Origin of the sequence: Methanolobus sp. WCC1 (assembly GCF_045690315.1) — an archaeon.
In the GTDB taxonomy this organism is placed as follows: Archaea; Halobacteriota; Methanosarcinia; order Methanosarcinales; family Methanosarcinaceae; genus Methanolobus; species Methanolobus tindarius.
Map to the genome: position 1 here is coordinate 1,155,028 of NZ_CP146979.1, position 16,345 is coordinate 1,171,372.

Here is a 16,345-nt window from a genome sequence, read left to right on the forward strand (position 1 = left end):
AGTCCCCACGTCCTTGAGCTAAATGAGTGCTAACTTATTTTTATAAACTGAGTTGATATTTTTGGCAATAAAAGACGGAGATACAATAAAAATTTCATATACCGGCACACTTGATGACGGTACTGTTTTTGATAGTTCTGAAAACCACGATGCACCTCTTGAATTTACAGTTGGTGCAGGTCAGGTCATTTCAGGTTTTGATGAGGCTGTAAAGGGAATGGAAGTTGGGGAAGAAAAGACATTCAGAATTGAAGCTGCTGATGCATACGGCGAACCAAATCCAGCCATGACACAGACAGTTCCAAAATCCATGCTTCAGTGTGACACCGAGATAACAGCAGGTATGACAATTGTGGTAGGTACTGCAGATGGTCAGCAGATGCCTGCAAAGATAACTGAAGTGACAGATGAAACACTTACACTTGACATGAATCATCCTCTTGCTGGAAAAGCACTTACTTTCAGCATCACTGTTGTTGAAGCATAAAATCAATTGAATCTTTTTAAAAATTGAACTCTATAAGAGTTCAGTTTCTTTTCTTTGAAAATTATTAGGAATTGATATATACCATTGCATTCATCAGATATATTATATTTATTCGGTTATTTTGAATATCTCAGGTGAGGCAATGTCCGTAATTAATGTATTTGCAATATTTTATGTGGCTGCTCAGGTGATTGAACGAATTACAGATTCGATCATAAAACTAATGCGGTCGTATGATGATACTAAAGCTGACATAGAGGTAACTTCTTTTAAGATAGAAAAAATAAAATCCAGGCTTGGTGTTGACTGCGATAAGGACAGAGAAGACAGGTTATATGATGAACTTCAAAGCCAGTTAAAATATCGCAATCAAAGGGACAATCGTATGGTCCTTGAGATATTCCTTATGACATCTTTTCTTGGAATTATTCTGGCCTTCATTTTGCAGATACGCTTTCTACTGATGCTGGGTGTGGCAGTTTCTCCGATAATCGACATCACAGTTACAGGCTTTTTGATATCCGGTGGCACAAAACCTTTACATGACCTGATAAAGTACATCGAAAAAGCAAAGGGTTGATGAACTTCTATTTCAGGGTCTTCTCATAGGACTTTTGTCTGAGTTCCTGAAGTTTTATATCATCAGGCTTTTCTTTAAGAGCTTCATCGAACATTTCTACAGCACCGACAAAATCACCAAGGCGGTGAAGAGCTATTCCCTTGTGCTTCCATACAACACTTTTCCCATATCCCCGGCTTATGAGTTTGTTGAAAATAGTTAATGCCATCTGGTTCTGTCCGAGTCTCAGGCATGTCATACCTTTATTCATTAGTGCTGTTGCATTTGAAGGCTGAAGTTGCAGGGCAGCTGAGAAGCATTCAAAAGCCAGTTCATGATCTTTTTCTTTTCCGGCTTTGATGCCTTCCCTAATCCACTCATCAGCACTCTTACGGTCACGCTGCCTGAGTTTTCTCCTTGCCCTGTTCAGTGCTGCAGTATGGTCAAATGGCCTGTCCTTCGGATCTCTCTGCACAGGTACGTAACTTTCATCTTTCACAGGTCTTTCAACCTTTCTTGTTACTTTCTTTTTCTGCGGGATATATACTGGTTTGCCGAGCATCTTCCTCAGGATCATTATTGCAGCATCCTTGTCCAGTGGATTATTGTTGTTTCCACATTTAGGAGACTGGATACATGATGGACATCCATCATAACATGGACAGCTTTCTATTGATTTCAGTGTGACCTCAAGCATTTCAGTGATCCTCCCATAACCACTTTCAGCATAACCAACGCCACCGGGATGTCCGTCATACACAAAAATACCGCTGTTGCCTGAGATATCAGGATGTGATGGTGTTGAAACTCCACCAACATCATTTCTGTCAGCTAAAAGATGTAACGGGTACATTGCGATGATTGCATGCTCAATTGCATGGATTCCTCCTGCAAGGTCACGTTCATGTTCATTAACAAGGGCTGTAAAAGAATATGGCAGTTCAAGCCATATGGCTTCAGTCTCAAGACTGAACTGTGGCATTTCCAGTGAATGCTGACCAAGCTCAGTATCTGACCTCTGCTGTATTTTCCTGTAACCTGTTACCTGTTGTGTGACATCAACATCTCCAAAACCAACTTTCACTTCAGGACATGAGGGCAGGTCTTTTGTTTCAACTACTTCCCTGACAACAATATCCGAATCGACCATGGCTCTTGTGTAGTATCCATCACTTGCCGGTTCAACATGAATCTCTTTTTTATCGTGGTCCAGTTTTGTGACACAATAGGGCTTACCTTTATTGATATAGACCGCACCTTCAAAAGCTTCCCTGTATGCTCTTAACCTTTCGATATCTTTCTCAAGCGGTTTTCTGGTAGCCTTATCAATTATGGTGTAACTGTCATTTTCAATATTTCTTATGGATATTTTCATGTGTGGAGCCGGGTCACGTGAACGCTTCTCAAATTCTCCTTCCAGAAGGCCTTCTTCTTCAAGAACCTGCACAATAGTATCAAATTCAGGTCCGAAATATTCTTTGTCTTCAGGTTTTAGCGGCAGTTCCCTTGCTGCACAGAGCAGATGACCTGCCTGGATGTAGCGGTTTGAAACATTTATGACAGCTTCCTCACAATCACGCCTGAAAAAATCCCCGGGATTTCTCATGTAGTACTGGTCAAGAGCATTGGAATCTGCTACAAGGGTAACTATACTTTCCCTGCTTCCACGTCCAGCTCTTCCTGCCTGCTGCCTGGCACTCATAATAGTCCCGGGAAAACCATCCATTATACAGGCATCCAGCCCACCGATGTCTATTCCAAGTTCAAGGGCGTTGGTGGATATCACTCCTTCTATTTCACCGGAAGCAAGTCCTTTTTCGATATCTTCGCGTTCGTTTCCGTGGTAACCTCCACGATAGGGGCTGATAGTTTTATCCACACCTCTTTCTGCAAGTGTATTTCTTGCCTGCACGTACATCCTTTCAACTTTCTGCCTGGACCTTGCAAAGACAATTGTCTGGAGATCACTCTGCACAAAAGTTGTAAAAAGGTCTACAGTTTCCCCAAAGCTGGCTTTTCTCTGGGTGAAATTTCTTGCACGTGAGTACAGGGGCGGGTTCCAGAACATAAATTTCTGTGCACCCTGGCCGGAACTATCGTTGTCGATAAGTGTCATTTTCCTGCCTGTAAGGGCGGAACTGTGTTCAACCGGATTTCCGATTGTGGCCGTGCAGCAGATGTAAAGGGGTTTGGCACCATAGTTATCACAAATACGATTCAGTCTTCTGAGAAGGTTTGCCATATGGCTTCCCATGACACCGCTGTATGAATGACTCTCATCAATGATGATATAATTAAGATTGGAAAGGAACTGTCTCCACTGTTGCTTCCATTGAAGGAAACTCAAATGAAGCATTTCAGGATTTGTAAATATGATTTTTGTATTTCCATGCTTTACGGCATCCTTTTCAGCTTTTGTCATTGAGCCTACAAAACGGTCAATTTTGACGTTCAAAGTCATTGTCTGACTCAGTTCCCTGAAAGTATCAAGCTGATCGTTTACAAGAGCGTTCAGGGGTGATATGTATAGTGCAGTTGCATGCGGTTCTTTAAGCAGGCTTTCAAAAACAGGAAGCATGTAGCATAATGATTTTCCGCTGGCAGTGCTTGTGGAAAGGACGATATTTTCCCGTTTTCTTGTCATCTCAACAGCTTCAGCCTGATGTGCGTACAGTTGCTGGATTCCTTTCTGGTTCAAAGCATATCTTATAAGTGGATTCATCTCCAGTTCTTTGTAAGATGGCTCTCTGGCTGGTACATCCTCTATGTGTGTAATTTGCCCATCATATCTTCTTGATGATTTTATTTTTTCTACCAGCCGGGAAATATCCATTTTTAGTCTGCTCCGCGCTTTGTTAAGGAGTTCATCCTTTAATATCTTACACCTGCAAATCAACTTTAGAAGGAAAAAATCTCCTATTATTGTTTTTCAAGCACTCATAATCTTCATATATAAAGATACAATTTCAAGTATGCTTTTGGATTGATGTTATCAGTTCCAGTTTATACTTAGAAATGTCGAAAACGATAAATTTCTGTAAATGTAAACACAGATGAATAATATATAATGCGATGATTGAAATGGTTCCAAAAAAATGCTTTTTGACTAAAGGTGTTGGTGTTCATAAAGATAAATTAGCATCTTTTGAATTGGCACTGCGTGAGGCACTTATTCAGAAATATAATCTTGTTACCGTTTCCAGCATACTTCCTCCAAACTGTAAATTAGTATCGCGTGAAGAAGGAGTTAAAGATCTGCCCGCAGGAGAAATTGTACATTGCGTTCTTGCACGCAATGAAACAAAAGAGCCTCACAGACTTATTGCAGCAGCTGTTGGCACTGCAGTCCCTGTAAATGAAAATAATTACGGATATATTTCAGAACATCACTCTTTCGGGGAAAATGAAGAGATAGCCGGTGAATATGCTGAAGATATTGCAGCAACAATGCTTGCAACCACTCTTGGAATTGAATTCGATTCAGATTGTGCATGGCAGGAAAGGGAACAGGTCTACAAGGCAAGCGGTCATATTATAGACACTACACATTATTGCCAGACCGCATACGGTGATAAGGATGGCAAATGGACAACTGTTATAGCCGCCATGGTGTTTATCGAGTGAAAGGAGTTACCTTTTACTTGTGATTCTTTTTGTTGTTACATTTTTATTTTCAGATGACAAGTTTCATCTTTAGTTATTCTTTCAGGACAGATATTCTCCCAATATGAAATCCTTCTCCATAGGCAAATAATCTTCCAGTTGCCACAGGAGTTGCTTCATCATAAAGTGTTAGATGGATTGATTTATCGTCATTCATATCCATCTCAAGTTTTTCATCATCCTGTTCAATTATAAAAACGTCCTTATGCACACTGTATGTGTCTTTAAAACCTTTTAAACCGTCTATCCACATGCTTTTTATATTTATTTTATCATCATTTGATGCAGATTAACTTTCTCAGAAACCGCAATTTCTCTGGATATTATTTCTTTAAAAATATGATATCAAGAAACATTGCATATCGAAAAACTTAAGTAATTTATGGTTTATCCGTAGACGTCTATAGAATATATAGATTCGTAGTGATCGGAGACGTAACATGAAGAAATTTTTAAGCATACTTATGGTTTTCCTGATGATCGGACTTGTAGCCGTATCAGGTTGTGCAGACACAACAGAAGAAGCAGCAGATGAACACGCAGAAAATGCAGAAGAAGTAGCAGAAGATGCTGTAAACGAGAATGTAACTGAAGAAGTTGCAGAAGATGACATGGAAGCAGATGTTGCTGAGAATGCAACCGAAGAAGACATGGAAGCAGATGTAACTGAGGAAGAAGCAACCGAAGAAGAAGCAACAGAGGAAGCTGCTGAAGAAGCTGCAACCGAAGAAGCTACCAACGAAACAACAGATGCTTAATCCTGTTTATTTTAGATCTACCTGGCATTGTACAATATGATATTGAAATGCCAGGGACATGATCTTTTCATACTATTATTTTGTTCTAATTTTTGCTGATTTTATTATTTTTGACTTTCTTTATCGCTGAATACTATCTTCTTTCGGCAAGCTCGTCTATACCTTTTTCATCAAGCCTGTACAGAAGCCACTCTTTCTGGTGTTCACCGCCCATATGTTCATAGAATTTTCTTGCGGGATTCCAGTCAAGTACACTCCACTCCAGTCTGCCACAGTTTCGTTCCCTGGCAATTTTTCCGCAATGGACCATAAGTGCTTTACCTACACCCTTGCCGCGATATTCAGGATAGACGAAAATGTCTTCAATATAGAGTCCGGGTTTACCGGTAAATGAGGAAAAGTTATGGAAAAATATAATGAAACCTGCGGGTTTCCTGTCAATTTCGGCTATTATGGCTTCTGCATATACTCTTTCGCCGAAAAGGGCTTCATGAAGAGTTTTTTCTGTTGAAAGGACGTGATCACTCAGGTCTTCAAAATCAGCCAGGGACCGTACAAGATTCATTATAAGAGGAATATCCTTCTCATCTGTGTGCCTAACAGTGATTTCACATCTTAAATCATTTTCATCTTTCATTTTTATACCTTCATGGAGTTATGATTAATTCATTCATAATATCAACCTGTCATAATATTGAATTAGTATTATTTCTATCGAATCTCTTAAAGCAATAAAAGAGCAAGTTAATAACAATGAAAGTTCTAAAATCTCTGATTATAAGTCTGGTTATTTCCTTATTGGTTACTATAATTGTTACTCAGGCACTGGAAGATACTATTTATTTTTCACTGTTTATAGGTATTCCATGCGGATTCATTGTTTTTATACTATCATTTATATCTCTTGGAAGATGATATATGTAGTTATGGTTAATTTGCATAAAATCTCATAAGTTTATGTATTTATTAAATATCATGCATCATCATTGTCCAGATTAAAATCAGATGCTATAATAAGAAATGCCAAGGTACTTGCATTCAATAAAGGAATGAATTTAACTATGAATGTTTTCAGAACCATATAAAGAGATTCTATATTTTAATAATTGCATTAATTCTGAGTGCAGTCCTTCTATCCGGATGTGTAGAAGAACAGGAACCTGTTGAAGATCCGAGTTCACAGAATGAACTAAGAATCGGACTTATATTGTGGGACACTCCTGTGGAAGTTACCAAACAGTTTACTGCTGTAGAAGAATATCTTGGTTCGGAACTTGGAATGGATGTAGTAACTATAAAAAGTACAGATTATTATGCTATTATAGATGCAATGGAAGCAGGAAAACTGGACATCGCCTTTTTTGGTCCATTTTCTGCAGTCATTTCAGCTGAGCGTTCAGGTTCTGAAATCATTGTAGCTGGTGGGAATGCCGATGGTAATCTTGAAACTTACAACAGCTACATTATCACTAACAGAAAGTCAGACATTACTGGTATTGACTATCTGGTAAACAATTCTCTGAATATATCATTTGCTTTTGTAAATCCTGCTTCTACTTCAGGTAATCTTATTCCTCGCGGATATCTGTTATCACAGGGTGTTGACCCTGATGGCGATTTCAAGAACACATTGTTTTCCGGGGGACACGATAACACTATAGATGCTGTACTGTCAGGCAATATTATTAATTCCGGTGCAGTGTCATCGTCAACCTATGAGCGTTATTTCGAAGATGATAACTCTTCAGAAAATAATATTATAATTATCTGGGAATCCGATCCTATTCCCACAGATCCGATTTCAGTGAGAAGAGATATGGACCCTGCACTCAAAGAGAAAATCAAGAATGCTTTCCTTGAAATGCATGAAAAATCTCCTGAGACATTTCAGAATTTCATGGATGTGCGCGAAGGGCATGCCTTATATGTAGAAGCTAATAACAGCGATTATGCTTTTATCAGGGAAATGGCTCTGTCACTGGGATATATTTAATCACTCCCCATTTTTCATAGGCTTTTTATCTGCATTTATGGAAAACAGGCAAAAGGGTCAATAACCAGTAGTGAAAACATAGTGATATGCCATTACTGACAATACTGTCGTGCAAGATACTTCAGGATGAGATCGTGCACATACTTGAAAATGATAGTTCCGTGGATGAGATTCTTGTAGTTGGTAACGGTCAGGAAGACGATTTTGTTTTTAAGCTTAGAAAATCAGGTATTGATTTTCGTATAATTTCACCTGCAAAAATTCGTTCTGACACGGAGAGTTACAGGAATAATCCTGAACAGTATACAGTAATGATCTATATGGTTGAACTTGCACTCCATGAGTTCCCCAAAATACTCAAAGCTGAAATCTATAAATTATTAGATGAATTGAGTACATGTTCAAATGCTATCCTGATGTTCTACGGTTTATGCGGTAATGTGTTTGATAAAATAGAAGCAGATTATGCACACCTTGAAGGAACATGTCCTGTGAGAATACTCAGGGATGAAACACGCACCGTGGACGATTGTGTTGGTGCAACCCTTGGAGGCTGTCAGGAATATCTGGCGACGCTTAAAAAGTTCAGCGAGCATGGGACGTTTCTTTTTACTCCAATGTTTGCTCATGCATGGCGTGAGATTATGAGAGTTGATCCTGAGAAACCTGAAAAGACCATAAAGATGCTTAGAAAGGTCAATGAGGTCACGGGGTATAAAAGGGTTGCAAAGGTCAGGACCGGACTCACTTACACCGAGAATTTTGATGAAAAAGTCGACGAGTTTGCAGAAATCTTTGACTTTGAAGTACTTGAAGTTGAAGGTGGACAAAGCCTTTTTGAAAAATGTTATTCGGATATTAAAGACGAAGTTCTTGTAAAATCCCATTAACAGAAACATTTATGGCTTATGCATGCTCACCTTTTCATAGGTGATGGGATGCTATCTCAAGAGGAATTACTTGGCAAGGGCTATGAAAAAGCAACATTTGCAGCAGGTTGTTTCTGGGGTGTGGAAGCAGTATTCAGAAAAGTGCAGGGTGTTGAATTCACACAGGTCGGTTACACTGGCGGGAACAAAGAAAATCCTACTTACAAAGAAGTCTGTATGGGTAATACGGGACATGCTGAAGCTGTGGAACTTCTTTTCAATTCAACTATAGTTCCATATGAGAAGCTGCTGGAACTTTTCTGGGAACTGCATGATCCAACAAGTCTAAATAAGCAAGGCCCGGATGTTGGGACTCAGTACCGTTCTGCTATATTCTATCATAACGAAGACCAGAAGAATAAAGCTATTTTCTCTAAAAATGAACTGGAACTATCAAATCGCTTCAAAAATCCTGTAGTAACACAGATACTGCCTGCTGGTCCGTTTTACAGGGCAGAGGAATATCATCAACAGTATTTTGAAAAGACAGGTACGCAGGGTGGCTGTTTTTTCAAATAAGTACTTTCGATCTTATTTTTACTTTAATAGTGGAATAAATACCCAAAAGTCTATTTATTTGAAAGATGATTGTAGAGTGGTGAGGATATGCAGGAATTTACACTTGAAGAAGTAGCCAAATACAATGGCACTGATAATGAGAAAGTTTATGTTGTTTATGCAGGCCAGGTTTATGATGTGACTGCAAGTGAGTTCTGGGAATCAGGAGAACACATGGGCTTGCATGAAGCAGGAACAGATTTAACTGAATCTCTTGATCTGGAAGCTCCTCATGAAACAGATGCACTGGATAATTTCCCGGTTGTTGGAAAGATAAAAGAGTGATTACAAGTTATCTCATATCTTTTTTTACTATCTTTTTTTATTTTGTATTTCAGGAATTGTTATAGATAGGCAATTCAAATATGAATGATGAACCTACATCAGGTTCACTTTCAACCCGTATAGAACCTTTCTGCATTTCAAGGTATTTTTTGACAATTGCAAGTCCCAGGCCAGAACCCTGGTAGTTTCTGCTTAGCGCAGAATCAACCTGTCTGAAAGGTTCAAACAAATCTTTCTGGTCAGCTTCGGGTATACCAATACCGGTATCCGTTACCGCCACTTCTATCATGTTAAGAGTTCTTTTTGCTGTTACCCTGATATTTCCACCTTCCATTGTGAACTTAATTGCATTGCCTATCAGGTTGTACAATATCTGTTTGAATTTGAGTTTGTCCGTTTCTATAATAGTAACATCATCTTCAATCTCAAATTCAAGTGTCAGGTTTTTCTGTTCTACTAATGAAGAGACATTTTTCATGATTTCGTCCATGATCTCAACAACATTTGTCTCTTCAATTGAAAGGTCCATTCTGCCAGCTTCTATTTTGGAAATATCCAGAATATCATTGATAACTTCAAGTAAATGCTTTCCACTGTTGGATATGTTGTTAAGATACCTTGTCTGTTTCCTGTTAAAATCATGGTCTCCAATATGCAGTAGCATGTCGGAAAATCCGATAATTGAATTTAGAGGTGTGCGAAGCTCATGGCTCATATTTGTCAAAAACTCGCTTTTAGACCTGTCAGATTCCTCTGCTGCAATTTTAGCATTAATAAGTGCTTCTTCAACTTTTTTCCTTCCGGAAATGTCGTAAAAACTTTCAACAAGGTATTCTTTTCCTTTAAGTTTTACAGAAACCACGGATTTGATTACAGGTATTTCATTTCCGTCTTTGTCCAGAAGTATTCTCTCTGATTTGTCTACTTTTTGACGCAGATCAATTATAGGACACTGGTTTTCGAGTGCGTTACAAACGAATTTATGACAGACATTGCCTATAATTTCCTCTCTGGGAAGTCCTATCATTTTTGCAGCAACAGGATTCACATCTGCTATTGTTTTGTTCTCTTTATCTATAAGGAGTATGCCGCTGTTGATATTGTTAATGATGGTTGTTAATCTTTCAAGAATCTCATGTTCCATTTCATCGATCTTTTTTCTTTCAGTAACATCACGAATAATTGCTACTGCATTCCATGATCCGTCTGAAAGCTGCATGGAAGAAAGGGAAAGTTCAATCGGGAACTCTGTTCCATCCTTACGTTTTCCCTCAAGCTCAATAGTATTTCCAACAACTTCTCCATGTCCGGTTTTAGTGAAGATCTTAAAGCCTGCTTTGTATTCATCAATGTATTTATCAGGTGCAATGAAGCTATGGACTTCCTGACCAATGATCTCACTTTCTGAATATCCGAACATCCGGGTAGCTGCTTCATTCCAGAATATAGTCTTACCTTCATTGTTGAGCATTATTATTGCATCATTGGCTGATGTTGCTATTTTTGAGAATTTCTCTTCGCTTAGCCTCAACTTTTCTTCAGCATCTTCTCTTCTGTTTATTTCATTCCTGAGTTCTTTCTCATGAAGAAGTATTTCCGTAATATCATTGTGGGCATATATCCTGCCATAGATTTCATTGTTAATTACAAGTGGAATTGAATATGTCTGAATTGTTCTTCCATCCCTGAGTTTCAATAATGATCTGTTAGAATCAGCTGAATATTTCCTTCTATTGACTTCGTTTTCTACAGCTTCAGGATTCTCAGCTAAATTCAGGATTTCTTTAAGTATGGTATCCCCGTCAGTTTCAGGTCCAATATAAGACGGAAGATTAAATATGTGCCTGTATTCCGGATTCATGAAAAGGACTTTTGCATTTCTATCAAACGCAATGAGACCATAGGATACAGATTCAATTGTTGACTGGAATATTATACTTTTTTCCTGCAGGGAATCCAGCATTGAATTAATATTGTCTGCAAGTTCGGAGAGCTCATCATTTCCTTCCTTTCTTAGACGGGATTTTATATCCGCATTGAAGTCAATTTCCTTAATTCCATTCTTAAGAGATGTTATTCGTGAAATCAGGTTTTTATTCAGGAGTGCAAGAAGTAAAAATGCAAATGTTATTGATATTATGAGTGAAAGGTAAAACGTAGTAAATATTGTTGCCAGGCCTTCTTTATAAATCACTCTTTCCATTTTTGTTTTGAATATGAGGGCAGGTTCACCATTTATGTCATTTACAAGGAAATAGGCATTAATAAAGCCATTTTTCTCTTCAATCATTGTTGCGTACCCATCATCCAGTACCTGTTCTTTTACTGCTGCATAATCTGGCGGCAGGTTTCTGTTACCAAGTTTCTGGAAATCTATTGGAAGGAGTGTCTGCTCTTCTATTGGTTCAATAAATGATTCGTCAAGGAAACGTCCAGTGATCAGTGTCCCTTGAATAGGTCCTCCATAATCACTTTTTGTAATAGGCCTGGATGCAATTATGAGAGTTGAATTTGAGAGTTCAATGATTCCTGAATAAGATGATTCAATATAGGTGTGGTTTAAGATTACACTATTATTTTCGATATCTCTAAGAAGTTCTGGTGAAAGGTTAATTTCCTCTTCATTTTCAAGATCACAGGCAAGTCCATAAACAAGTTCTCCATCTTTGTTGTAGAAAAGCATGAAATTTATATCGAGTGTTAATAGTGTTTCGATATCATCAATGTTGGATTTGATATATTCATTATTTCTATTCTGTATAAACTCATACGTATCATCCCATGTAGCCCAATCGTAAGTATTCTTATCAATGTGCTTTACTTCATTTTCAAAAGCTCGCTGGACTCTTAGAGCATTGTCCTGTAAAACATTACTTTCGACTTCTTCAGTATGCGTTAAAAATACATAATGGGTGACTGATGCAGTGAGGAAAAAGAGGAAAATAAAAATAATTCCCAGAATCGTTATTGTTTTATTATAAATTCTCATGCAGTCACCATATTATTCCATAACAGAGGAATCATACTGATTTAAAATGTTTTCGTATTAAATTTATAAATTATCCGGTGCACAGGACGTTGCTTGTGTAACATTTTAACAATTAAATTATGTGTATATACTATATAAGTTTGCATATAATATTAATTTAGATTATCGCTATATTTTTAGCTGAATATCTTTTTAAAAACTAAAGCTTGAGCTATCTTTATAATAGATGATTGTTTATAGGAGGCAGCATACAGGTGATGTTTTGGTAAAAGTACTTGCAACAGGAACATTCGATCTGCTTCATCCGGGCCATATCCATTATCTTAGCGAAGCAAAAAAACTTGGTGACAAGCTTTACGTTATCGTTGCCAGAGAGTCCATGATAAGACATAAACCAAAACCAATAATACCGGATGAGCAAAGACTGGAAATGGTCAGTTCTCTGAAAATAGTGGATAAAGCTCTTCTAGGTAGTGAATCTGATATTTTTGATCCAATTATGCAAATCAAACCGGATATTATTGCACTTGGATACGATCAGGGTTTCGATGCCGGCCATCTTGAAAAGGAACTTCGTTCCAGAGGTTTTGATTGCAAGGTTGTCAGAATTGAGACATCGCTTAACTGTCTTTTATGCGGCAGTGGGAAAATAGTTAAAAAAGTGCTCGAAAGATATCAGGAATAATCGTTCCTCAAATCATCTTTCAGTAATTATGCAAATAATAAATTAATTGAAAAAAGGACAGGATCAGACAAGTGCTGTCTTAATCCTTTCCAGACCTTCCTGTATTCTCTCTATTGATGTGGCGTAGGAAATTCTGATGAAGTTCTTACCACTTTCTCCGAAAGCTGATCCAGGGGTGACTGCTACGTGTGCATCCAGCAGGAGTTTTTCAGCAATGGAATTTCCATCTCCGTACTCGCTGACATCTGCAAATGCATAGAAAGCACCGCCAGGTTTCTGGCACTTGATTCCAATTTCATTCAGGCCATCCACAAGAACATCTCTTCTCATCCTGAACCTTTCAACCATTTCAGCTACAGGTTCTTGTGGTCCTTCAAGCGCTGCAATGCCACCGTACTGTACAAAACTGGTTGCACTGCTTACTGAATGTGACTGGATCTTTAGCATGGGTTTGATAACATCGGATCTCGCATGAACATAACCAAGTCTCCAGCCTGTCATTGCATAGGCTTTTGAGAAACCGTTAACAGTGATGGTTCTGTCCTGCATCCCTTCAAACGAACCTATGCTGATATGTTCCTGGTCGTAGATTATCTTCTCATATATTTCATCGGAAAGTACAAGGATGTCATTGTCAATGGCAATGTCAGCTATATTTTTGAGTGTCTGCTTATCATAAACAGCACCTGTTGGGTTGCCGGGACTGTTGACTACAATGAGCTTTGTTTTTTCATTGATGTACTCTTCAAGATCAATGGGCTTAAAACCATTTTCAGTGTCAGTTGGAACCCATCTGGTGTTCGCACCTGCAAATTTAATGGCAGGATCGTATGAAACCCATGCAGGATCAAAGAGTATTGCTTCATCATTGTCGTCAAGAACTGACATCATGACTTCAAAAATAGCCTGTTTAGCACCAGGTGTTACGATAATTTCTGAAGTTTTAGCATCCAGTTTATTCTCTGTGCAAAGCTTATTTGCAATAGTTTTTTTCAGTTCGGAGATTCCTGCTCCGGGTGCATAGTGTGTCTCCCCCCTGTACATTGCATCTGCTGCCGCGTCACAAATATGCTTAGGAGTATCAAAATCAGGTTCACCTAAAGTGAAACTGATAACATCAATACCATCCTCTTTCATTTTGTTGGCAGTATTTGCAGCTTTCATCGTTGCTGATTCTTCCACCCTCTTTAACCTTGATGATGCCATGCAATTAACACAACCATTTTTAGTTTTGCACTTTGAAATTCTAAATATAATGTTTTGTAGTTTAACTTTTGATACTTACAGGCGCTGTACAAGCTTGACAGCTGCCTCAACAGCACGCTTTCCGTAATCCACACGCTGGTGTGCTTCCATTCTGGTCATACCGGGTCCTGCAATTCCCAGTGTAACAGGCTTGTTGTATTCCAGTGAAAGATCAGTTATCTTTCTTGCTGCATGCTGAACAACAATTTCATCGTGCTGGGTTGCACCTTCGATGACAATTCCCATGGTGGCAACAGCATCGATGTCATTGCGCTCACAGAGTTTCTTGATAGCCAGTGGCATATCATATACTCCTGGAACCAGGATCTTTTCTACAACCTCTGCTCCGAGGAACTTAGCATGCTCTTCACCAAGCATTTCCATCTGGAATGTAAGATCCCTGTTAAATTCAGCTATTACAAATCCCAATTTTATTGTCATAATAATCACTTAAAGTTTAGATTTAAATTTAATATTAACTTTCTGTTGGTTTCTGTCCTTTTACATCCTTGCAGGACCAACATCTTCAAACCCCTGTCTCTGACCGGTGCCTGCTTCCTTTATCATTTTTTCAGGTCTGCACAGCATTTTAACGACATTAAGTGCATGTTCCCTTGATCTCTGTTCCATGAGGAAAACAAGCTCGTTCTCATCCTTTGCTTCATCCTCATGGACAAAGACCTCTATGATATGGGTGTTTGTCATAAGCTGTGCCTGGATTATTCCGGTGGATGCTTCGTGGGCACAGATCTTGTCCTGTTCTTTACTGCCTGGCATGCCAAGAGCCATGACTATATCGCATCCTTCTTCCTCAATTAGCTTTTTAGCAGCAACCGGAAGATCCTTGATACCGGGAACAGTCCTGCGTATAATCTTTGCAGTGGCGTTCTGCTGTATCTCATCTATGGCTGCTTTTCCCATATTGAAGCGTGCAAATGTTGTGTCAACGACTCCTATTGTTGCCATGCTTTACCTGTACTTGCCTGATTATATCCGGATATTTTTTGAAATTAAAGTGTGTTCAGCACTTCTGCTGCTGCTTCAACGCCAGCTCCGAATTCAGAAACAACTCCTCTTTTCACCAGGGTCATTTCAAGTTCCTGTATTGTGAGCATAATGTCCTTTGGCTGGACATTACCCATGCTTCCTATCCTGAAGATCTTGCCGCTAAGATGTGCCTGGCCACCAGCGATGGTGATTCCTTTTGCCATCAGGTCTTTCTTAATATCATTTCCACTTACTCCTTCCGGAGCTTTCATTGCGGATACTGTGTTTGAATAATGACTGTGTTCATCATTAAGCTGTGGGAACATTTCAAGTCCCATTGCATCTGCAGCAGCCCTGATTGCTTTTGCACCTGTTGCATGGCGGTTGATCCTTGCTTCCATACCTTCTTCCTTTACAATGTGGAGTGCTTCCTGAAGACCGAAGAATAAAGGAACTCCTGGTGTGTATGGTGTCTGTGACTTATCAGCACTCTTTTTGTGTGCTTTAAGATCAAGATAATATGGAAGTGCATCCTTCTCGTTCATTGCTTCAAGTGCTTTTTCGCTGACAGAGATCATGGAAAGTCCTGGCGGTGCAGCAAGACATTTCTGTGAACCTACAACAGCAATGTCAACGCCCCAGTCATCTACTTTCACAGTGTCTCCTCCAAGGGTTGTAACACCATCCATAATAAAGAGAGCATCGTACTTCTTTGCGAGTTTTCCTATTTCTTCTGCCGGGTTCTGAATGCCTACGGATGTTTCGTTGTGGACAAGAGTAATTGCCTTTGCACCTTCCTCAAGTTTTTTCTCAATTTCTTCAAGGTTAAAGGAATGTCCCCACTCATTTTCAAGTGCGTTTACTTTTCCGTATCTTGCAGCAATGTCCTTGAATCTCTCTCCGAATTTACCATTTTCAAGGGCAACTACAACATCATCCTTTCCTACAGTACATCCAACAGCAGCTTCCATTGCAGCAGTACCTGAGCCACTTAAAATGAAAATATCATTCTTTGTCTGGAAAACATCGGCAAGAATTTCACGGCAATCATCAAACATTGCTGAGAACTCTGTTCCCCTGTGATTAATCATAGGTTTTGACATTGCCCTGAGAACGCGAGGTGCGACCGGAACCGGTCCTGGCATCATAAGAAGTGTATCTTCAAGATCCATATTAATCTCCTGATTATATTAGTGTTAATGTAATT

The 16,345-nt window shown here is 39.0% G+C and carries 17 protein-coding genes; 9 read left to right on the forward strand and 8 right to left on the reverse strand.

The window, feature by feature from the left end:
• The first annotated feature begins 61 nt into the window (after nt 1-61).
• Together V7O61_RS05660 and V7O61_RS05665 are read left to right on the forward strand one after the other, a co-directional pair.
• Nucleotides 62-487, forward strand: coding sequence for a peptidylprolyl isomerase (locus tag V7O61_RS05660; RefSeq protein ID WP_023844028.1), 426 nt, complete (start codon nt 62-64; stop codon nt 485-487).
• A 142-nt stretch (nt 488-629) separates the two neighbouring features.
• A complete protein-coding gene (locus V7O61_RS05665) occupies nt 630-1,067 on the forward strand; it encodes a hypothetical protein (RefSeq protein ID WP_023844027.1) in 438 nt (145 codons plus the stop codon).
• A 7-nt stretch (nt 1,068-1,074) separates the two neighbouring features.
• On the opposite strand, the gene V7O61_RS05670 is transcribed toward V7O61_RS05665, so the two are convergent.
• Nucleotides 1,075-3,879 carry a DEAD/DEAH box helicase gene (locus tag V7O61_RS05670; RefSeq protein WP_407282461.1) on the reverse strand — a complete coding sequence of 935 codons (2,805 nt, stop codon included), beginning with the start codon at nt 3,877-3,879 and terminating at the stop codon, nt 1,075-1,077.
• Nucleotides 3,880-4,127: 248 nt separating this feature from the next.
• Between V7O61_RS05670 and V7O61_RS05675 the strand changes: the two genes are divergently transcribed.
• Entirely contained in the window at nt 4,128-4,670 is a 543-nt protein-coding gene (locus V7O61_RS05675) for a pyruvoyl-dependent arginine decarboxylase (RefSeq protein WP_048135660.1), read from the forward strand.
• Nucleotides 4,671-4,743: 73 nt separating this feature from the next.
• Here V7O61_RS05675 and V7O61_RS05680 read toward each other — a convergent pair whose 3' ends face one another.
• Nucleotides 4,744-4,962 (reverse strand): hypothetical protein, encoded by a 219-nt coding sequence (locus tag V7O61_RS05680; protein ID WP_407282460.1) that lies wholly within the window; start codon nt 4,960-4,962, stop codon nt 4,744-4,746.
• A gap of 187 nt (nt 4,963-5,149) precedes the next feature.
• Between V7O61_RS05680 and V7O61_RS05685 the strand changes: the two genes are divergently transcribed.
• Nucleotides 5,150-5,467: a hypothetical protein gene (locus V7O61_RS05685; RefSeq protein WP_407282459.1), complete on the forward strand. Its 318-nt coding sequence runs from the start codon at nt 5,150-5,152 to the stop codon at nt 5,465-5,467.
• A gap of 133 nt (nt 5,468-5,600) precedes the next feature.
• Here the strand turns inward: V7O61_RS05685 and V7O61_RS05690 are convergent, their stop codons facing one another.
• On the reverse strand, nt 5,601-6,104 hold the full coding sequence (locus V7O61_RS05690) for a GNAT family N-acetyltransferase (RefSeq protein ID WP_407282458.1): 504 nt from the start codon (nt 6,102-6,104) through the stop codon (nt 5,601-5,603).
• A gap of 480 nt (nt 6,105-6,584) precedes the next feature.
• Between V7O61_RS05690 and V7O61_RS05695 the strand changes: the two genes are divergently transcribed.
• The 4 genes from V7O61_RS05695 to V7O61_RS05710 all read left to right on the forward strand — a co-directional run bounded on the left by V7O61_RS05695 (nt 6,585) and on the right by V7O61_RS05710 (nt 9,232).
• Complete coding sequence (locus V7O61_RS05695; RefSeq protein ID WP_407347483.1) at nt 6,585-7,460, forward strand: phosphate/phosphite/phosphonate ABC transporter substrate-binding protein; 876 nt, start codon at nt 6,585-6,587, stop codon at nt 7,458-7,460.
• A gap of 86 nt (nt 7,461-7,546) precedes the next feature.
• A complete protein-coding gene (locus V7O61_RS05700; protein ID WP_407282457.1) occupies nt 7,547-8,350 on the forward strand; it encodes a DUF1638 domain-containing protein in 804 nt (267 codons plus the stop codon).
• Between the two features lie 48 nt (nt 8,351-8,398).
• Nucleotides 8,399-8,908, forward strand: a complete 510-nt coding sequence (gene msrA / locus V7O61_RS05705) for a peptide-methionine (S)-S-oxide reductase MsrA (RefSeq protein WP_048135007.1) — start codon at nt 8,399-8,401, stop codon at nt 8,906-8,908.
• Between the two features lie 87 nt (nt 8,909-8,995).
• On the forward strand, nt 8,996-9,232 hold the full coding sequence (locus V7O61_RS05710; RefSeq protein WP_023844018.1) for a cytochrome b5 domain-containing protein: 237 nt from the start codon (nt 8,996-8,998) through the stop codon (nt 9,230-9,232).
• A gap of 49 nt (nt 9,233-9,281) precedes the next feature.
• On the opposite strand, the gene V7O61_RS05715 is transcribed toward V7O61_RS05710, so the two are convergent.
• Entirely contained in the window at nt 9,282-12,221 is a 2,940-nt protein-coding gene (locus V7O61_RS05715; protein ID WP_407282456.1) for a PAS domain S-box protein, read from the reverse strand.
• Between the two features lie 226 nt (nt 12,222-12,447).
• On the opposite strand from V7O61_RS05715, the gene V7O61_RS05720 reads away from it, so the two are divergent.
• Nucleotides 12,448-12,906: an FAD synthase gene (locus V7O61_RS05720; protein ID WP_288067729.1), complete on the forward strand. Its 459-nt coding sequence runs from the start codon at nt 12,448-12,450 to the stop codon at nt 12,904-12,906.
• A 63-nt stretch (nt 12,907-12,969) separates the two neighbouring features.
• Here the strand turns inward: V7O61_RS05720 and V7O61_RS05725 are convergent, their stop codons facing one another.
• The 4 genes from V7O61_RS05725 to V7O61_RS05740 form a co-directional block, all read right to left on the reverse strand.
• Nucleotides 12,970-14,112 (reverse strand): pyridoxal phosphate-dependent aminotransferase, encoded by a 1,143-nt coding sequence (locus V7O61_RS05725; protein WP_023844014.1) that lies wholly within the window; start codon nt 14,110-14,112, stop codon nt 12,970-12,972.
• Between the two features lie 75 nt (nt 14,113-14,187).
• Entirely contained in the window at nt 14,188-14,592 is a 405-nt protein-coding gene (ribH, locus tag V7O61_RS05730; RefSeq protein WP_407282455.1) for a 6,7-dimethyl-8-ribityllumazine synthase, read from the reverse strand.
• 60 nt (nt 14,593-14,652) lie between these two features.
• A complete protein-coding gene (gene ribC / locus V7O61_RS05735) occupies nt 14,653-15,117 on the reverse strand; it encodes a riboflavin synthase (RefSeq protein ID WP_288069248.1) in 465 nt (154 codons plus the stop codon).
• Between the two features lie 44 nt (nt 15,118-15,161).
• Entirely contained in the window at nt 15,162-16,310 is a 1,149-nt protein-coding gene (locus V7O61_RS05740; protein ID WP_407282454.1) for a pyridoxal-phosphate-dependent aminotransferase family protein, read from the reverse strand.
• Between the last annotated feature and the right edge of the window lie 35 nt (nt 16,311-16,345).